Source organism: Deinococcus aquiradiocola, assembly GCF_014646915.1.
GTDB lineage: Bacteria > Deinococcota > Deinococci > Deinococcales > Deinococcaceae > Deinococcus > Deinococcus aquiradiocola.
This window is the reverse complement of the sequence record NZ_BMOE01000003.1, coordinates 314,978-332,931: the sequence shown is the minus strand read 5'-3', so window position 1 is coordinate 332,931 and position 17,954 is coordinate 314,978. Positions and strand designations below refer to the sequence as shown.

Genomic DNA, 17,954 nt, shown 5'->3' with positions numbered 1-17,954 from the left:
GCAGCAAGCCCGGACCTCAATACCGGCCCCGCTCCCCAAACGAATTTCAGCCGGGCTGCTGGGTGGCCTGGATGGCGGTGAGGGCGATGGTGTAGACGATGTCGTCGACCAGGGCGCCGCGCGACAGGTCGTTGACGGGTTTCCGCAGGCCCTGCAGCATCGGGCCGACCGCGACGACGCCCGCGGAGCGCTGCACGGCCTTGTAGGTGGTGTTGCCGGTGTTGAGGTCCGGGAAGATGAAGACGGTGGCGCGGCCCGCGACGGGACTGCCGGGCGCCTTCTGCAGGCCGACGCTGGCGACGCTGGCCGCGTCGTACTGCAGCGGGCCGTCCACCATGAGGTCGGGCCTGCGCTCGTGCACGAGGGCGGTGGCGGCCTTGACCTTCTCGACGTCTTCGCCCGCGCCGCTCTCGCCGGTGGAGTAGCTGAGCATGGCGATGCGGGGCGTGATGCCGAACGCGGCGGCGCTCCCGGCACTCTGGATGGCGATGTCGGCGAGCTCCTCGGCGTTCGGGTTGGGGTTGATGGCCGCGTCGCCGTACACGAGGACCTGTTCGGGCATCAGCATGAAGAACACGCTGCTGACGATCTTGCTGCCCGGCGCGGTCTTGATGAGCTGCAGGGCGGGCCGGACGGTGTTGGCGGTGGTGTGCACGGCGCCCGACACGAGGCCGTCCACCTCACCGAGGGCGAGCATGAGCGTGCCGAGGACGACGTTGTCCTCGAGCTGCGCTTCGGCCATGGGCGCGGTGAGGCCCTTGCTCTTGCGGAGTTCGACGAGCGGTTCCACGTAGCGGGCGCGGATGCCTTCCGGGTCGATGATCTCCAGGCCGTCCGGCAGGGTGAGGCCCTGTCCTTCGGCGATGAAGCGCACCCGTTCCGGCGAGGCGAGCAGCACGCAGCGCGCGATGCCTTTCTCGGCGCAGCGGATGGCGGCGCGCACCGTGCGCGGCTCGTCACCTTCGGGCAGCACGATGCGTTTGTTGGCGGCCCTGGCCTTCTGGATCAGTTCGTACCGGAAGGCGCTGGGCGGCAGGCGGCGTTCCGTGCCGCTGGTGTCGGCGCGCAGGCGCGTGCCGAGCGGCACGACGTCCACCCGGTCCGCGATGTAGTCGAGGGTGCGTTCCATGCGTTCGAGGTCGTCGTGCGGGACGCGGCCGCCCAGCCGGGAGAGCTGCGACGCCGTCAGGTACGAGTTCGTGGGGACTTTCAGGACGGGGAGGCTGCTGGTGAGGGCGGCGCGGCACAGCCGTTCGATGCTCTCCTCGGGTTCGGAGTTCGACGTGAACAGCAGGCCCGCGAGCGGCACGCCGCTCAGGTGTGCGAGGGACGCGGCCATCACGACGTCCTCGCGGTCGCCGGACGTGACGACGAGCGCGCCGGGCGTGAGCAGGTGCGCCATGTTGCGCACGGCGCGGCCCGTGACGACGGTGCCCGTCACGCGGCGCAGGGCGGCGTCGCCCTCGTGCAGCACCTCGGCGCCCAGGTGCCGGGCGACGTCCAGGGTACGGACCTCGCTCAGCGCGGCGTTCTGCGCGACGACGCCCAGCAGCGGGATCTCGCCGGACGCGAGGACGCGGCTGCGCGTGCGCAGTTCCGCCATCAGGCCCCCGAAGTCCAGGTCGCGCGGCGCGAAGTTCAGCAGGTACCCGGCGAGGCCGGAACCGTCCGAACGGCGGTACGCCTGCGCAGCGATCTCCAGTTCGTCCGCGAGCGTCGCGGCTGTCATGCCGGTCAGGCTGCTGACGAGCACCACCTCGGCCTCGAGGTTGCGGGCGAGCGCGGCGTTCAGGGTGCCCGCGTACACGTTGCGGTCGCTGAGCGCGAGGCCTTCCGCGACGAGCACTTCCGCGCCGCTGCCGGTGCCGGCCACGACCTGCCGCGCGAGCGTGATGACGTCCTCCATCAGCTGCTCGATCTGCCCCTGGCTCAGCAGGTCCTCGGCGACGGACAGCGGCACGGGGTCCGGGGTGTGCGTGTGCAGCAGCGTGCGCGCGAAGTGCACGCTGTCGTCGGTGCCCGCCTCGTGCGTCTGCGCGATGGGTTTCAGGAACGCGACGCGCACGCCCTGCCGTTCCAGGCTGCGGGCGAGGCCGAGCGCGGTGCTGGACAGCCCCACCCCGTTGCGGGTCGGTGCGACGAACAGCGTCTTCATGCCTGACCTCCCAGCAGGTCTGCTGCCTGCTGCGCGATCATGCGTTCCTCGTCGGTGTTCACGACCAGCACGGGCCGCGCGCCCTCCTGGTGGATGGCCCCCGCCTCGCCGCGCACGGTGCGCGCGTTGCGGTCCTCGTCGCAGGTCAGGCCGAGCAGCGCGAGGTGCCGCAGCGTGCGGGCGCGCATGTCGGCGCTGTTCTCACCGATGCCGCCCGTGAACACCAGCGCGTCCAGGCCCGGCAGGGCGACCGCCATGCCCGCGATCTTCTGCGCGAGCCGGTACGCGAACACGTCGAGCGCGAGCCGCGCGCCCGCGTGCCCGGCCGCGTCCGCCGCCTCCAGTTCCCGCAGGTCGCTGCCCAGCCCGGACAGGCCGAGCAGGCCGCTCTCCCGGTTCAGGGCATCCGTCACCTGCGCCAGGGTCAGGCCCGCCTGCCGCGCGAGGTAATCGTGCAGGTTCGGGTCCACGTCGCCGCTGCGGGTGCCCATCACGAGGCCCTCCAGCGGCGTGAGCCCCATGCTGGTGTCCACGCTCTGTCCGCCGCGCACGGCGGCGACGCTGCACCCGTTCCCGAGGTGCGCCGTCACGAGGTTCAGGTCCGTCAGGGGACGGCCCAGCATCCGGGCGGCCTCCCCGGCCACGAAGGCGTGACTGGTGCCGTGAAAGCCGTAGCGGCGCACGCCGTGCTCGCGGTACCACGCGTCCGGCACCGCGTACCGGTACGCGACTTCCGGCATCGTCTGATGGAAGGCCGTGTCGAACACCGCGATGTGCGCTGCGTCCGGGAAGGCCTCCTGAGCCGCCTCAATGCCCGCGAGGTTGGCGGGGTTGTGCAGCGGCGCGAGCGGAATGCACGCCCGGATCTGCTCCAGCACCTCCGCGTCGATGCGGGCCGGACGGCTGAACCGCTCCCCGCCGTGCACGACGCGGTGCCCGACGACGCGCACGTCCCCGCGCAGGTCGAGCCGGTCGAGTTCGGCGAGCAGCAGGCGGAACGCGTCCGCGTAGTCCGCGTCCGGGCAGGGCGTCTGGATCTTCTGGTCGCCCACCCGGAAGGTGACGTGCGCTTCGCTGCTCCTGAGGCGTTCTGCGAGGCCCGACAGCGCCTGCTCTCCGGTGGCGGGGCGGATCAGCGCGAACTTCACGCTGCTCGATCCGCAGTTCAGTACGAGGGTCCACATGCCTGTATTCTGACCGTTCCGGCCGTGAGCGGCTGCAGGCGCGGCTACCGCAATCTTCAGCTTCCGCTGGTGAATCGCGTCTCCCGGCCCTGCAGGTCCGGGCGGGCAGGTGTGGACCCGCCGATTCCCGCCTTCCCGCATGATGTTCTTCATGAACGTTCCGTTAAACCGCTCCTCCCGTCCCGGCACGCGCCGTGGCCTCCTGACGGGCGCGCTCGGCGTGACGCTCCTCCTGAGCCTCACCGCCTGCTTCGACAGCACGCCCGGCACGCCCCCTGTCTCCCGCACCTGCAACCTCACGCCCGACCAGTGGAGCGCCGTGGAAGCGGCCGGGCACTCGCCCGCCCGCGTGTGGGACGAACTGGCCCTCAACGCCGTCCGCAACGTGCTCCCGCAGCCGACCGTGCACGCCCGCACCCTCTACCACCTGTCGGCCGCCATGTACGACACCTGGGCCAGCTACGACCCCGGCGCGCGCGGCGTGTACGTGCACACCAAACAGACCGGCAGCGCCGCCGACCGCGACGTGGCCGTCGAGTACGCCGCGCGCCGCGTGCTGCGCGCCCGCTTCGCGCAGACCGTGCCGGGCCTCGCCGCATGCTTCGACGACCACCTCCGGCACGCCGGACTCGACCCCGCCGCCGACACCCTGACCGGCGACACGCCCGCCGCGACCGGCAACCGCGTGGGACAGCAGATCCTCGACGCGACCCTGAACGACGGCTCCAACGAAGCGAACGCCTACGCCGACACCAGCGGCTACACCTTCACGAACGCCCCGCTGCACCCCGAACAGCGCGGCATCGACGTGCAGGACCCCGACCACTGGCAACGCCTGCAGCTGCTCGCACCGTTCACGCAGAACGGCATCCGGCAGCAGGGACCGCAGCCCTTCATGGGCGCCCACTGGGGCAGCGTCCAGCCGTTCGCCATGACCAGGACCGGCACGTACTGGCACGACCCCGGCCCCGCCCCCAGCGTCCACGACCCGCGCATGCGGGAACGCTGGATTCCGGACCTGCTCGCCAGGCAGGCCGCCCTCGACCCCGCCCGCCCAGACACGCTCGACGCCTCGCCCGCCCACCTCGGCAACGACACCCTCGGCACGAACGACGGCACCGGTCACCCGCTCAACCCCGTCACCGGCGCGCCCTACGCCCCCAACACGCTCCTCCGGGCCGACTATGGGCGCGCCATCGCCGAGTTCTGGGCCGACGGCCCGCGCTCCGAGACGCCGCCCGGCCACTGGAACGTCATCGCGAACAGCGTCACCGACACGCCCGGCTTCCAGCGCCGCCTCGGCGGGACCGGCCCGCTCCTCGACCCGCTCGAATGGGACGTGAAACTGTACCTCGCCCTGAACGGCGCGCTGCACGACGCCGCCATCAGCGCCTGGGACATCAAACGCCGCACCGACGCGCCGCGCCCCATCTCGCTCGTCCGGTACCTCGCGCGCGAACACCAGCTGCTCCCGCAGGACGGCGTGACCGAAACGCGGAACGGCACCCTGATGGTGCACGGCTGGAATCTCTCCTTCGGGACGGAGGACCCGCTCGACTGGGTGCCGTACCAGCGGAACGACTTCGTGAGCCCCGCCTTCCCCGGCTTCATCTCCGGGCACTCCACCTTCAGCCGCGCGGCCGCCGAGGTCCTCACGGACCTGACCGGCTCCGCGTACTTTCCCGGCGGCCTGCACGACGAGGTGCTGCCCACCGGGTTCATCCGGACCAGCTCCCCGACCAACATGCAGCCCATCCACCTGCAGTGGGCGACGTACTTCGACGCGGCCGACCAGTCCGGCCAGTCGCGCATTTGGGGCGGCATTCACATCGAACCGGACGACCTGAGCGGCCGACTCGTCGGGCACACCGTCGGGCGGGACGCCGTCACGCTCGCCCGGACGTACTTCGAGGGCCAGAACACCCGCCCCTGAACCCAACCTGATACGGTTTTGAGCTGAACTTGTGGAGTTCAGCCGAGCGGAGCGAGCACCAACAAGTACGGTTTTGAGGAGGTGGAAGGGATGTCGGTGCTGTTCCCGGCATCCCTGGAATCGGATCAAAACCGATGAGCTGAACGCCCGGGTTCAGCCGGGCGGCACGAGCGCCACACCGGATGAACTGGGCCAGTCAGACGCGCCCGCCCCTGCAGCTGGACCGGCGGGCGCCGCTTCAGCTGAGGCGGGCCGTCACGTCCCGCGCGGCCTGCGCGAGCGTCTCCGCCAGGGCGGGCACCTGCGCGCGGTCCAGCCGGGACGCGGGCGCCGACACGCTCAGGGACGCCAGGACGCGCCCGCCCTCGCGTCCGCCCGCCCGGCCCCACACCGGCACCGCGAGGCACCGCACGCCCAGTTCGCGCTCCTCGTCGTCCAGTGCGAAACCCTGCTCGCGCACGCCCGTCAGGTGACGCTCCAGTGCGGGCGCGTCCGTCAGGGTGTGCGGCGTGAACGCCGGGTACGGCCCGGCAGGGACCGGCTGCCCGGACCACGCGAGCAGCACCTTGCCGGCGCCCGTGCAGTGAAGCGGCGCGCGCGCCCCGACGTGCGTGAACATGCGCAGCAGCCCGCGCCCCTCCGACTGCGCGAGGTACATGACCTGCCCCTCCCACAGCACCGCGAGGTTCACGGTCTCCCCGAGCTGCGCGGCGAGGGCGTCCATGCCGGGCCGCGCCGTGCGGATCAGCCGCTCCTGCGGCCCGCCGCGCTCCAGGTACGCGCTGCCCGTCACGAAGGCCTGCGCGCCCACCAGCCAGTGCCCGTCGTCTGTCAGGTGCGCGAAGCCCTGCGCCCTGAGTGTCTGCAGGAGCCTGAAGGCCGTGCTGGCCGGCAGGTCCACCGCCCGCGCCAGTTCGCTGAGCGTGAGGCCTGCCCGGCCGCCCGGCGCTTCGCCCAGCACGCGCAGCAGCAGCAGCCCGCGCTCCAGCGTCCGTACGGGCGACGCTTCCGCCTGCTGCCTGCGTCCGGGCCGCACGCCGCTCACGTTCCTCCCGGCCCGGGGCGCGCCCACCACTCCGAGTGCCGCTTCATGCCCGGCATGATGCCACACGGGCGGGTCAGCGGCGCGCGGTTCCCACCGGCGCCGCCTGCCGTTCCCGCCGCCGCGCCAGCACGGCCCGCACCGCGAACAGCGCCAGGAGCACCACCACGGCCAGCAGCGGGGCGCTGTGGTCCTTCTTGACGGACCACCAGAAGTGCAGCACCCCGAGGGCCGCCACCACGTAACTCAGGCGGTGCAGGCGCTGCCAGCGCACGAACCCGAGGCGTTTCACGGAGTCCTTACGGCTCGTGAGGACCAGCGGGATCAGCAGCAGCAGCGCCGTGAGGCCCACCGTGATGTACGGCCGTTTCACGGCGTCCACCAGCAGGCCCGCCGGGTTGAAGCCCCGGTCCAGTCCGTAGATGATCAGGTGCACGAACGCGTACAGCGCGCCCGACAGGCCCAGCGTCTTCCGGACGCGGGCGGGCCACAGCAGGCGCACGTTCACCCGTGCCGCCAGCAGCCGCAGCGGCGTGCACGTCAGCGACAGCAGCAGCAGCGCGAGGGCCAGCACGCCCGTCTGCTGCTCGCTGCGCTGCAGGGGGTTCGCGCCCAGCTGTCCCGTGAACGCGTCCAGCAGCAGCACGCCCAGCGGCAGGACGCTCCCTACGGCCGCCGCGGGCACGACCCACGCGCCGGGCGGCAGGGCGCGGCCCTGACCTGCGCCTGCGCGCGTCACGCGGCCCTGCACGGCACCCCGCGATGACCGGCGGGCGCGGAGGGCCGCGTCAGAAGTTCCTCCGCAGGTCCATGCCCTTGTACAGGCCCGCCACCTGCGCCGCGTACCCGTTGAACGGCAGGGTCTTGCGCCGCCCCAGGTCCCCGATCCGGCGTTCCGTCGCCTGACTCCAGCGCGGGTGATCCACGGCCGGGTTCACGTTCGCGTAGAAGCCGTACTCGTCGGGCGCGGCCGTACTCCACGTCGTTTTCGGCTGTTCTTCGAGCAGCGTGATGTGCGTGATCGCCTTGATGTTCTTGAAGCCGTACTTCCACGGCACCACCAGCCGCAGCGGCGCGCCGTTCTGGTTCGGGAGGAGCTTGCCGTCCAGCCCGACCGCGAGCATCGTCAGGGGGTTCATCGCCTCGTCGAGCCGCAGGCCTTCCCGGTACGGCCACTGCAGCACGGGGTCGCGCACGCCCGGCATCTGTTTCGGGTCGGCCAGCGACGTGAACTGCACGTAGCGGGCCTTGCTGCCCGGCTCGATGCGCCGCAGCAGCGCCGCGAGCGGGAAGCCCATCCACGGGATCACCAGACTCCAGCCTTCCACGCAGCGCATGCGGTACAGGCGGTCCTCCAGCGGGAACCACGACTGCAGGGTGTCGATGTCCACCGTCTGCGGTTTGCGGACCAGACCGTCGATCCGGACCGTCCAGGGCCGCGTGCGCAGGCTGCCCGCGTTGCGGGCCGGGTCCGCCTTGTCCAGCCCGAACTCGTAGTAGTTGTTGTACCCGGTGATGTCCGAGATGCGGCTCACGGGTTCCGTGGTGTCGTACGGTCCACGGTACACGCGGCCCGGAATGGCCTGACTGGCCTCCATCACGCGTGTCGCGGGACGCCGGGTGAGGAGTTCCAGGCCGCCCGCCAGGCCGACCGCCCCGATGGCCGCCAGGCCGCCCTGCCGCAGCACCTCACGCCGGGAGCGCATCGGGCCGCCCTTCTCGTCTCGTTCTGGACCGTTCATGCGCGCACCCTAGCAGACGCGTTCCGCGCGGGCCGCAAGCTGGACTGCGTTCTCGGCACTCCATTCATCGTTTCCTCCTGTCGGGCCGGGCGGGTCGCCCTGTCCCCACCTGATATACGCGCAAGACAGGCAAATGGTTCATTCCTGTCCCCCCAGGACTGCACGGCGGGGGGACAGGAATGAACCGGAGCCCGGATCAGCGTCCGGGGACGGTGAGGTGCTGGTGCAGGATGGTCGCGCCGCCGGGCGAGGAGTTCGGCACGTCGGCCGCGACGCACTGGCCGTGCTCGGAGGTCATGGCGGCCATCATGCTGGCCTCGTCGTCGAAGTCGAGGTGCGCGATCAGGTCGTACGGGCGTTCGCCCGCCCCCAGCGGCGGCGTCTTGCCGTACCTGAAGTCCCGCAGGCCCTGGAGCTGCAGGACGAGGGACGCGTGCGTGTCCTGGTAGTGCGCGAGGAACGCGGCGGGATCTTCGGGAAACGGGTACAGCACGATCATCCGGTGCATGTGGACCTCCGGGGCGGCGTGGGTGGCCGCAGTGTACCCCGCCGGTGGATTCAGGGTCCGGTGGGCAGCCAGAGGGCGTGCACGTCGTTGAGGTTGGTGCCGGTCGGTCCGGTGACGAGCTGGTCGTGCAGGGCGGCGAACAGGGTGCCGCTGTCGTGCCGCGCCAGGAACAGGGCCGGGTCGAGCCCCTGCGCGCGGGCGCGGGCGAGGGTGTCGGGCGTCACGAAGGCCCCGGCAGCGCCGGTGGTGCCGTCCATGCCGTCCGACCCGGCCATGAGGGCGTGCACGCCCCGCTGCCGGCCGTCCAGGGCGAGGGCGAGCGCGAGGGCCAGTTCGTGGTTGCGGCCCCCCTCGCCGGGGTGCGGGCCGAGGGTGACGGTCGGCTCCCCGCCGCTCAGCAGGACGTGCGGCCGGGCACGGGCCGGTTCCCGCAGGACGAGCGCGGCAAGGTCGCGCGCCACGGCGGTCACCTCGCCGTGCAGGTCGTGCGCGCCGACGGTGGCGTCCACCCCTTCGCGCGTGAGGGCGTCCCGCAGGGCCGTCAGCAGGTGACGGCCGGACCCGATCACGGCGGCCTGCACCCGGTCCCCGAACGTGCCGGGCTTCGGGGTGTCGGGCACCTCGCCGTGCACCCCCGCCCGCAGGTGGGCGCGGGCCTCCGGGGCGGGAATGCCGAAACGGTCCAGCACGGCGAGCGCGTCCGCGAAGGTGCCGGGGTCCGGCACGGTCGGGCCGGACGCGATGGTGGCCGGGTCGTCCCCGATCACGTCCGACAGCAGCAGCGCCGTGACGCGCGCGGACGTGGCGGCCGCGAGCCGTCCGCCCTTCACGCGCGACAGGTGTTTGCGGACGGTGTTGATGTCCGCGATGTCCGCGCCGCTCGCGAGGAGGGCGCGGGTGAGGTCCTGTTTCTGTGCGGGCGTCACGCCCCACGGGCTGGACAGCAGGGCGCTCCCGCCGCCGGACCCCAGGACGAGCAGGTGCCCGTCCGCCCCCTGCGCGCCCGCGAGGGCCAGCGCGGCCCGCCCGGCCTGCAGGCTCCCGTCGTCGGGGACGGGATGCCCGGCCGGAATGACGGTCGCCCGCACGTCCGAAGCGGGCAGGCCGTGCGGCGGGACGAGCAGTGCGGGGACGCCGGGGAAGGCCTGCAGCGCCGCGCGCAGCATGGCGGGCGCCGCCTTGCCGAAGGCCAGGATGCCGGTCGGGGCGCGGCCAGGCAGGTGGGCGGCCGTGAGCGTGCCGGGGTCGGTGGCGGCGAGCGCCGCCCGGAACGCGCGTTCCAGCACCGCGCGCGGCGCGTCCGTGACGTTCATGTCCGTACGTTCACGGGCAGGCACTCACAGGGGGGCGCGCACAGGGGCGGGGCCGCCGTGCACGGTGTCGCCCGCCACCCACACCTGCGCCACGTCGGGCGCGCCGCCCATCGCGAAGAGGGCCGCGAGCGTCCGTTCGGCGCTCTCCGCGTGCCGCAGCACCGTGCCGAGCGGCGTGCCTTCCGCCGGGCGCAGCAGCACCGCGTCGAAGCTCCGGCCAACCCCGAAGTCGCCCGTCACGTCCTGCAGGTCGAGCGCCTCCGCGCCCGCCCGCGTCGCGAGGTACAGCAGGTCGGTCGGCGTGAGCGGACGCCCGCCCGGCATGAGCTGCTGCATGAAGTACGCCTGCAGGCCCTCCTTCAGCATCCCGAAGCCCGTCCCGCCGCCCACGTCCGTCCCGAGCGACACCCGCACGCCCGCCTCCACGTGCCGCGCGAGCGGGAAGAACCCGCTGCCGAGCGCGCTGTTGCTGCACGGGCAGTGCGCGACGCTGCAGCCGTGCGCGGCGAGATGCGCGAGTTCCCGGTCCTGCGGGTGCACGTTGTGCGCGAGCACGCTGCGCCGCCCCAGCAGGCCCGCCTGCTCGTACGTGTCCAGGTAGTCGCGCGCCTGCGGGAACAGGTCGGCAACCGTGCGGATCTCCTGCAGGTTCTCGTTGATGTGCGACGTGAAGCGTGCGCCCGGCACGTCGCGCAGCAGGGCGGCACACGCGTCCAGGATGCTTTCCGACGCGCTCAGCGAGAAGCGGGGCGTGACGGCGTACAGCAGACGCCCCTGCCCGTGCCAGCGTCCGGCGAGCGCGAGGCCCTCGCGGTACGCCGCGTCTGGCGTGGTGTGCAGTTCCGGGCGCAGCATGCGGTCGCTGACCACCTGGCCTGCCACGATCCGCAGCCCGGACCGCTGCGCCTCCCCGAAGAAGGCCTCCATCGCGCCCGCGTAATGACTGCCGAACACCAGGGCCGTCGTGGTGCCGTGCAGGGCGAGGCCCGACAGGAACTCCTGCGCGACGGTGCGCGCGTACAGGGCGTCCGAGAAGCGCGCCTCCTCCGGCAGGGTGTTGCGGTCCAGCCACTCCAGCAGCGGCATGCCCAGCCCGCCCAGCACCCGCACCTGCGGGTAGTGGACGTGCGTGTCCACGAAGCCCGGCAGCAGCACGCCGCCGCGCAGGTCGTGAATCACGGCGTCCGGGTGCGCGCGCGCGAGGGCCGCGAAGTCGCCGTTCTGCACGATGCGGCCCGCCTCGACGAGCAGCCCGCCGTCCTGCTGCACGTCCAGCACCTGCGCGTCACGGAAGGGGTTGCCGGGCGTGTGCAGGTACGTCGCGCGGTACAGGTGGCGGCCGGGGGTGGGGGAGGGGTCGGGGTGCGTCATCGGGTGATGGGGTGGGTCATGAGGGGCTCCGGGTCTGAAGGCTGTGCATCCGGGTTCGGGAATGCAGAAAGAGAAGGATGAAGCGTGGAAGAAAGATTCGGTTCGGGGTGCGGTTCGAGCTGCTGGGCGATCTGCGCGGCGACGGCCAGCGCGATCCGTTCCGGGCGTTTGCTGTGGATGCCCGGCACGCCGATCGGCGTCGTGACGCGCGCCAGCACCTCCGGCGCGTGCCCCAGGTCCCGCAGCTGCGCCTGGAAGCGCGACCACTTGACGCTCGACCCGATCAAGCCCAGGAATCCGCCGGGCGGTCCGCGCAGGGCCGCGTCGAGGACGGCCGCGTCCTCCGCGTGATCGTGCGTCATGACGAGCAGGTGAGCGCCCGGCGGCAGCAGCGGCAGCACCAGCTCCGGGATCGGCGAGTGATGCACGTGCACGGTCGCCTGCGCGTCCCGCGTCACGACCTCCAGGCGCTCCGGGACGAGCTGCGCGGCCCGCGAGTCGATCAGGTGCAGGTCCACGTCCAGCGTGGCGAGCACGCGGGCCACCGCGAGGCCCACGTGCCCCACCCCGAACACCGCGACGGCCGCGCGGGCCGTCCGGGCCGGGTCCAGCAGCAGCGTCACCTCGCCGCCGCAGCACTGCCGCCCGTGCTCGGCGGGCGCGCGGTCCGTGAGGCGCAGCGTGAGCAGTTCAGGCCCGGCGTGCGGCCTGTCCAGCAGGTCGCGGGCGCGCTGCACCGCCGTCGCCTCCAGGTTCCCGCCGCCCACGCTGCCGTGCGTGGCGTGCCGCGTGACGACCATCTTCGCGCCCGCCTCGCGCGGCGCATGCCCGCGCACGGCGGCCAGCGTCACGAGGACGGCCGCCTCGCCGCGCGCCTGCGCCGCCTGCAGCGCCGCGAGCCAGCCGGGCGGCGTCACGGGCCGCTCACCGCCGCCGGGGGCTCTCCCGCCACCGCGTCCGGGGTGCCCGTGCCGCGCCGCGCCGCGTCCAGCGCCCAGTACACCGCTTCGGGCGTGGCCGGACTGGCGAGCCGCACCTCGCCCGCCGTACCGGCTGGGGCAAACGCAGCCACCGCGTCACGCAGCGCCTCGCGCACGCTGATCGCCAGCATCACGGGCGGCTCACCGACGGCCTTGCTGCCGTACACCACGCCCGTCTCCGTCGCGCGCTCCAGCAGGTCCACCCGGAACACCTCCGGCATCTCCGAGAAGCTCGGGAGCTTGTACGTGCTGGCGGACGACGTGGCAAGCCGCCCCCGGCCGGGACCGTCCGACGTGTCCCAGCGCAGGTCCTCCAGCGTCAGCCAGCCGGCCCCCTGCACGAAGCCGCCCTCGATCTGCCCGAGGTCGATCAGCGGCGAGAGGCTGTCACCCACGTCGTGCAGGATGTCCACGCGCCGCAGCGTGTACGCGCCGCTGTACCCGTCCACCTCGACCTCCGACACGCTCGCCCCGTACGCGAAGTACTTGAACGGCTCGCCGCGCATCGCCTCGCGGTCCCAGTGCAGGCCCGGCGTGCGGTAGAAGCCCGCCGCCCACAGCTGCGTGCGCTCCATGTACGCGTGATGCACGAGCGCCGCGAAGTCGATCGCCGTGTCCGGATGCCCGAGCCTGAACACGCGGCCCGCCTCGAAGCGCACGTCGTCCGGATGCACCGACAGCCGCCCCGCCGCGACCGCCGCGAGCCGCGACCGGATCTGCAGGCACGCGTCGCGCACCGCGCCGCCGTTCAGGTCCGCGCCGCTGCTGGCGGCCGTCGCGGACGTGTTCGGGACCTTGTCGGTGCGGGTCGGCGCGAGCCGCACGGCGGACATCGGCACGCCGAGCGCGGTGGCGGCCACCTGCAGCATCTTGGTGTGCAGGCCCTGACCCATCTCCGTCCCGCCGTGATTGATGAGCACCGACCCGTCCTTGTAGACGTGCACGAGCGCGCCCGCCTGGTTGTACGACGTGAAGTTGAAACTGATCCCGAACTTCACGGGCGTGATCGCCAGGCCCCGCCTGCGGCTCCCGTGCGCGGCGTTGAAGGCCCGCACCTCCTCGCGGCGCTCGGCGTACCCGGAACGCGTGAGGAGCGTCTCCCAGATGGTCTGCAGGCGGTCCGCGTCCTTGACCGGCTGCCCGTACGGCGTCGTCTGCCCGTCCACGTAGAAGTTCCTGGCGCGGATCTCCTCGGGCGTCACATGCACGCCGCGCGCCGCGAGGAGCGGCACGCAGCGGCTCAGCAGGTCCTCCACGATCAGCATGCCCTGCGGCCCGCCGAAGCCCCGGAAGGCCGTCTGCGAGGTCTTGTGCGTGCGGCACACGCTGCCGCGCACCTGCACGTGCGGAATGAAGTACGCGTTCTCGATGTGGCACAGCGTGCGCGCCATGACGGCCTCCGACAGGTCGAGGCTGTACCCGCCGTCCGAGTACACCTCGGCCCGCAGCGCCACGAAGTGCGCCTGCTCGTCGAACCCGGCCGTCCAGCGCGCCAGGTACGGGTGGCGCTTCCCGGTCATGGTGAGGTCCTGCGTGCGGTTCAGCCGCAGCCGCACCGGGCGGCCCGTGAGCGACGCGCCCAGCGCGGCGACAGCCGCGAAGCCGTGCGGCTGCATTTCCTTCCCGCCGAACCCGCCGCCCATCCGCAGGCACTGCACCGTGACCGCGTGGCTCGGCAGGCCCAGCACGTGCGCCACGATCTCCTGCGTCTCGGTGGGGTGCTGCGTGCTGCTCTGCACGAACACCTGCCCCGACTCGTCGATGTGCGCGAGGGCCGCGTTCGTCTCCAGGTAGAAATGCTCCTGCCCGCCGAACTCGAACTCACCGCTGAACACGTGCGCCGAGCCGTCCAGCCCCACCTGCACGTCACCGCGACTCACGGTGGGACGCGCCCCCTGGAACGACTCGCGTTCGGCGGCCTCCCGCAGCGTCAGGACGGCCTCCAGCACCTCGTACTCCACCAGGACGGCCGCCGCACCTCGCCTGGCGGCCTCCTCGCTGTCCGCCAGCACCCAGCAGAGGGCCTGCCCGTGAAACTGCACGAGGTCCGGGAAGAGCGGCTCGTCGTGCTTGACGCCCGCGTCGTTCACGCCCGGCACGTCCGCCGCCGTGAGGACCCGCACCACGCCCGGCACCGCGAGCGCCGGGCCGGGATCGAGCCGCACCACGCGGGCGTGCGCGTGCGGCGCCTGAAGCGGCCACGCGTGCAGCAGGTTATGCAGCCGCACGCCGAGATCGTCGGTGTACAGGGCCGCGCCCGTCACGTGCAGGGCCGCGCTCTCGTGCGGGACGGCTTCGCCCACCACGCTGGCGGTCGGACGTTCGTGCAGGGTCATACGGGTGCCTCCGTTCCCGGTGCGGGGTGCTCGCCGTGGAAGCGGCGCAGGGCGTTGCCGAGCATCGCGGCGCGGTACGCGGCACTGGCCCGGTGGTCGTCCTGCGGGGTGCCTTCCGCGCTCAGGAGGCGCGCGGCGCGTTCGGCGACCTCGGCCGTCCACGGCTGTCCCTCCAGGGCCGCCTCGGTGATCAGGGCGCGCAGGGGCGTGGCGGCCACGCCGCCCAGCCCGATCCGCGCGTGCCGCACCACGCCGTCCTCGACGCGCAGCGCGAAGGCGACCGCGACGCTGGAGATGTCGTCCAGGTGCCGTTTCGCGATCTTCTGGAAGCCGCTCAGCGGCGCGAGCGGCAGCGGCACCCGCACGGCGCGGATCAGTTCGTCCGGGCGGCGCAGCGTCTGCCGGTACCCGGTGAAGAACGCGCTGAGCGGCACTTCACGCTCACCGGACAGCGACGTGAGGACCACGCGGGCGTCCAGCGCCAGCAGGACCGGCGGACTGTCCCCGATGGGGCTGCCCGTGCCGAGGTTCCCGCCGAGGGTCGCGCGGTTGCGAATGAGGCGCGACGCGAACAACGGGAACCACGCGTCCAGCAGCGGCACGCGTCCCGACAGGCGACGCTGCAGGTCCGACAGCGGCAGGGCCGCGCCGATCTCCAGCGTGTCCGGCGTCCAGTGCAGGCCCGTCAGGTCCGGCAGGTGATCCACCGCGAGCAGCAGTGGGGGCCGGGCGTGCCGCAGGTTCACTTCCACCGACACGTCCGTCCCGCCCGCCAGCACGCGCGCGTCCGGGTACTCCTGCAGGACGCGCAGCGTGTCCTGCAGCGTCTCCTCGCGCAGGAAGGTCGCGCCGTCCGCCGTGAGCCGCGTGGCGCGCGGGCCAGGGGCAGGCCGCTGCAGGGCCGGGAGGAGCGGGTCCGCCTGGGCGGGGCGGCCCAGCACCTGCGCGGCGTCCCGGATGGGCCGGTAGCCGGTGCAGCGGCACAGGTTCCCGTGGACCGCGTCGAGCGCGAACCCGTTCCCGTCCTCCGTGACCTCGCGTTCCGGGCGGTAGTACTCGGCGGCCATGCTGACCACGAAGCCCGGCGTGCAGTACCCGCACTGACTGCCGCCCCGCACGGCGAGCGCCTCCTGCACCGGGTGCAGCGCGGCGGGCGTGCCGAGGCCCTCCACCGTCCGCACCTCCTGACCGTTCAGGGCCGCGAGCGGCAGCAGGCAGCCGTTCACGGACTCCAGCCGCGTCCCGCCGTCCTCGCCGGGCCGGGACAGCAGGACTGCGCACGCGCCGCACTCGCCTTCCGCGCAGCCTTCCTTGCTGCCGGTCAGGCCCTCGCGGCGCAGCCAGTGCAGCAGCGACGTGTGCGGCGTGATGCCGGTCGCGGCGCGCGTCACGCCGTTCACCGTGAGCGTGACGTCCATCAGCTGCCCCTGTACGTGCTGTACGACCACGGCGACACGAGGAGCGGCACGTGGTAGTGCGTGGCGAGGTCCGAGATGCCGAACCGGACCGGCACCAGCCCCAGGAACGGCGGGTCGGCGAGCGGCAGGCGCAGCACAGCGAAGTACGCGCCGACGTCGAACACCAGTTCGTACGTGCCGGGGCGCAGGCGGCCGCGCTCCACCAGCGGCGCGTCCGTGCGGCCGTCGTGGTTCGTGACGGTGGACAGCAGGCGCTCCGGCAGGCCTTCCAGGCCGCCCTCCGCCAGCCGGAACAGCTGCACCGACATGCCCGCCGCGGGGCGACCGTGCGCGGTGTCGAGGACGTGCGTGGTCAGGCCGCCCGCCGGGTGCGGGGTGTTCGTGCCGGGCGTCACGCGCGCTCCACCCAGCCCTCGATCAGGCCGTACGGCTCGGCGTCCGCGTGGAACACGGTGTTCGGGTTCTGCACCCCGAAGCGTTCCGTCGCGTAGCGGATGTGATGCCGGTTCGGGAACGAGAAGTGAATCCGCGCGATCTCCGGGCAGGCCGTGAGGATCGCCTCGCCCATGCGGTACAGGGTGAACTGCATGCTGTGCGAGTAGTGGTCCCCGAAGGTCCGCAGGAGCGTGTCGTATACCCGCTGCCACACCGCGTCGTAATCCACGTCGCCCGGCAGGTACTCCCAGTGGGACGTGACGACCGTCGCGAGGATCCGGTCGTCGGTGTCGGGCAGCGAGGTGTACTGCTCGCGCAGGAAGCCTTCCCAGCCGCTCTGCGTGGTCTTGAGGACGAACAGCTCGTCGATGCCGGACCGCACGGTGAAGGTCTCGCCGTCGCCCTCCACCCACGCCGTGTGCTTCGGCATCAGGCGCGTGAAGGCGTGGTCGTGCTCCTGGCCCTGCGAGACGTTGCGGTCCCACTGGTGCTGCACGAAGTGCACGCGGACGCTGCTGACGCGCGGTCCGGCCTGCACGAAGTGCCGGATCAGGGTCTTGCCGTACTCCTCGACGCTGCCGGTGAAGTGATCGGCGGCCAGCGCGTACACGGTGTTGCGGACCGTGTCGGTGGCGAGCAGGCCCGTGTTGTCGCCGTGGACGTGCGCCGCTTCGAAGTCGCCCTGCATGGCGACGTTCACCCAGACGTCCTTCACCTCGTGCCTGGGCGTGCCTCTCAGCACCTTGAAGAGCCGCACGTCGGCCTTGCCGTAGTTGTTCTGCCCGAGCTTCACCCGGACCTTCGTTCCCTGCGTGCCCATGTCCTGCGTGCTCGTGCCCTGCGCGTCCTGTGTCATGTCGCCTCCCTGTCTGCCGTTCCGCTGCGTGCCCGTCTCCTGCGTCGCCGTGTCCGGGCGCTCCACGAGGTCCAGTACGCGCAGCCGCGCGATCCGGCCGATCTCGTGCAGGGCCGTGGCGCGCTCCTGCTCCGGGCTGTGCGCGAGCCTGCTGGCGGCGGCCTGCAGGATGCTGGCCTTGTCGTGCTCGCGGACGCACACGATGAACGGCATGTCGAAGCGCGCGTGGTACGCGGCGTTCAGGCGGTGGAATTCCGCGTACTCGTCCGGCGTGAGCCTGTCGAGGCCCGCCGACGCCTGCTCGGACGCGGACTCGCGCGTGAGGTCGCCCTGCAGGGCCGCCTTGCCCGCGAGGTCCGGGTGATGCCGGATGAGGCGCAGCTGTTCGTCCGGCGTGCCGCCCTGGACGGCCCGCATGAAGGCGTCCGCGACCGCCTCGGCGTCCCGGTAGGGACGGCCGCCCGCGACGGTGCGGGCGTACTGCGGGGAGTGTTCGAGGACGCCCTGGAAGTGACGCTCGAATTCGGCGGCGCTGAGGGTGTTCAGGATGTCCGGGTGGACGGGGTCGGTCATGGCTCCTCCGGGTCGGTGGGTGCTGCGGGCGCTTCCGTTCTCAGTGTAGGGGTCGGGCGGGGCGTGGAACGCTGCGGAAAGGGACCTGCATTTACTTTGCCGTCTAAC

The 17,954-nt window shown here is 72.6% G+C and carries 14 protein-coding genes; 1 reads left to right on the top strand and 13 read right to left on the bottom strand.

The window, feature by feature from the left end:
* Positions 1 to 46: 46 nt before the first annotated feature.
* Both pta and IEY33_RS07045 read right to left on the bottom strand, forming a co-directional pair.
* Complete coding sequence (gene pta, locus IEY33_RS07050) at positions 47 to 2,155, bottom strand: phosphate acetyltransferase (protein ID WP_188961565.1); 2,109 nt, start codon at positions 2,153 to 2,155, stop codon at positions 47 to 49.
* Positions 2,152 to 3,339 carry an acetate kinase gene (locus tag IEY33_RS07045; protein WP_188961564.1) on the bottom strand — a complete coding sequence of 396 codons (1,188 nt, stop codon included), beginning with the start codon at positions 3,337 to 3,339 and terminating at the stop codon, positions 2,152 to 2,154. The genes pta and IEY33_RS07045 overlap by 4 nt, the downstream gene beginning before the upstream one ends.
* A 151-nt stretch (positions 3,340 to 3,490) precedes the next feature.
* On the opposite strand from IEY33_RS07045, the gene IEY33_RS07040 reads away from it, so the two are divergent.
* Entirely contained in the window at positions 3,491 to 5,272 is a 1,782-nt protein-coding gene (locus IEY33_RS07040; protein WP_188961563.1) for a vanadium-dependent haloperoxidase, read from the top strand.
* Positions 5,273 to 5,510: 238 nt separating this feature from the next.
* Here the strand turns inward: IEY33_RS07040 and IEY33_RS07035 are convergent, their stop codons facing one another.
* The 11 genes from IEY33_RS07035 to pucL all read right to left on the bottom strand — a co-directional run bounded on the left by IEY33_RS07035 (position 5,511) and on the right by pucL (position 17,846).
* Positions 5,511 to 6,317 carry an IclR family transcriptional regulator gene (locus IEY33_RS07035; protein ID WP_188961562.1) on the bottom strand — a complete coding sequence of 269 codons (807 nt, stop codon included), beginning with the start codon at positions 6,315 to 6,317 and terminating at the stop codon, positions 5,511 to 5,513.
* A 73-nt stretch (positions 6,318 to 6,390) separates the two neighbouring features.
* Entirely contained in the window at positions 6,391 to 7,053 is a 663-nt protein-coding gene (locus IEY33_RS07030; protein WP_229670846.1) for a ferric reductase-like transmembrane domain-containing protein, read from the bottom strand.
* A 49-nt stretch (positions 7,054 to 7,102) separates the two neighbouring features.
* Positions 7,103 to 8,056, bottom strand: coding sequence for a protein-methionine-sulfoxide reductase catalytic subunit MsrP (msrP, locus tag IEY33_RS07025; protein ID WP_188961561.1), 954 nt, complete (start codon positions 8,054 to 8,056; stop codon positions 7,103 to 7,105).
* A gap of 196 nt (positions 8,057 to 8,252) precedes the next feature.
* Positions 8,253 to 8,564, bottom strand: a complete 312-nt coding sequence (locus IEY33_RS07020) for an EthD family reductase (RefSeq protein ID WP_188961560.1) — start codon at positions 8,562 to 8,564, stop codon at positions 8,253 to 8,255.
* Positions 8,565 to 8,614: 50 nt separating this feature from the next.
* Complete coding sequence (locus tag IEY33_RS07015) at positions 8,615 to 9,877, bottom strand: glycerate kinase type-2 family protein (RefSeq protein ID WP_188961559.1); 1,263 nt, start codon at positions 9,875 to 9,877, stop codon at positions 8,615 to 8,617.
* 24 nt (positions 9,878 to 9,901) lie between these two features.
* Positions 9,902 to 11,248 (bottom strand): guanine deaminase, encoded by a 1,347-nt coding sequence (gene guaD, locus IEY33_RS07010; RefSeq protein WP_188961558.1) that lies wholly within the window; start codon positions 11,246 to 11,248, stop codon positions 9,902 to 9,904.
* Entirely contained in the window at positions 11,245 to 12,165 is a 921-nt protein-coding gene (gene xdhC, locus IEY33_RS07005; RefSeq protein ID WP_188961557.1) for a xanthine dehydrogenase accessory protein XdhC, read from the bottom strand. The genes guaD and xdhC overlap by 4 nt, the downstream gene beginning before the upstream one ends.
* Positions 12,162 to 14,564, bottom strand: a complete 2,403-nt coding sequence (gene xdhB / locus IEY33_RS07000; RefSeq protein ID WP_188961556.1) for a xanthine dehydrogenase molybdopterin binding subunit — start codon at positions 14,562 to 14,564, stop codon at positions 12,162 to 12,164. Before xdhB ends, xdhC begins: the two co-directional genes overlap by 4 nt.
* Entirely contained in the window at positions 14,561 to 15,982 is a 1,422-nt protein-coding gene (locus tag IEY33_RS06995; protein ID WP_188961555.1) for a xanthine dehydrogenase small subunit, read from the bottom strand. Before IEY33_RS06995 ends, xdhB begins: the two co-directional genes overlap by 4 nt.
* Entirely contained in the window at positions 15,982 to 16,377 is a 396-nt protein-coding gene (uraH, locus tag IEY33_RS06990) for a hydroxyisourate hydrolase (protein ID WP_188961554.1), read from the bottom strand. The genes IEY33_RS06995 and uraH overlap by 1 nt, the downstream gene beginning before the upstream one ends.
* Positions 16,374 to 17,846: a factor-independent urate hydroxylase gene (pucL, locus tag IEY33_RS06985; protein ID WP_188961553.1), complete on the bottom strand. Its 1,473-nt coding sequence runs from the start codon at positions 17,844 to 17,846 to the stop codon at positions 16,374 to 16,376. Before pucL ends, uraH begins: the two co-directional genes overlap by 4 nt.
* Positions 17,847 to 17,954 lie beyond the last annotated feature (108 nt).

Bases quoted from the DNA above. Each gene is read 5' to 3' on its own strand.
- pta (WP_188961565.1), bottom strand. From the start codon at position 2,155: ATGAAGACGCTGTTCGTCGCACCGACCCGCAACGGGGTGGGGCTGTCC.
- IEY33_RS06995 (WP_188961555.1), bottom strand. From the start codon at position 15,982: ATGGACGTCACGCTCACGGTGAACGGCGTGACGCGCGCCGCGACCGGC.
- IEY33_RS07020 (WP_188961560.1), bottom strand. From the start codon at position 8,564: ATGCACCGGATGATCGTGCTGTACCCGTTTCCCGAAGATCCCGCCGCG.
- guaD (WP_188961558.1), bottom strand. From the start codon at position 11,248: ATGACGCACCCCGACCCCTCCCCCACCCCCGGCCGCCACCTGTACCGC.
- IEY33_RS07040 (WP_188961563.1), top strand. From the start codon at position 3,491: ATGAACGTTCCGTTAAACCGCTCCTCCCGTCCCGGCACGCGCCGTGGC.
- xdhB (WP_188961556.1), bottom strand. From the start codon at position 14,564: ATGACCCTGCACGAACGTCCGACCGCCAGCGTGGTGGGCGAAGCCGTC.
- pucL (WP_188961553.1), bottom strand. From the start codon at position 17,846: ATGACCGACCCCGTCCACCCGGACATCCTGAACACCCTCAGCGCCGCC.
- IEY33_RS07045 (WP_188961564.1), bottom strand. From the start codon at position 3,339: ATGTGGACCCTCGTACTGAACTGCGGATCGAGCAGCGTGAAGTTCGCG.
- msrP (WP_188961561.1), bottom strand. From the start codon at position 8,056: ATGAACGGTCCAGAACGAGACGAGAAGGGCGGCCCGATGCGCTCCCGG.
- IEY33_RS07015 (WP_188961559.1), bottom strand. From the start codon at position 9,877: ATGAACGTCACGGACGCGCCGCGCGCGGTGCTGGAACGCGCGTTCCGG.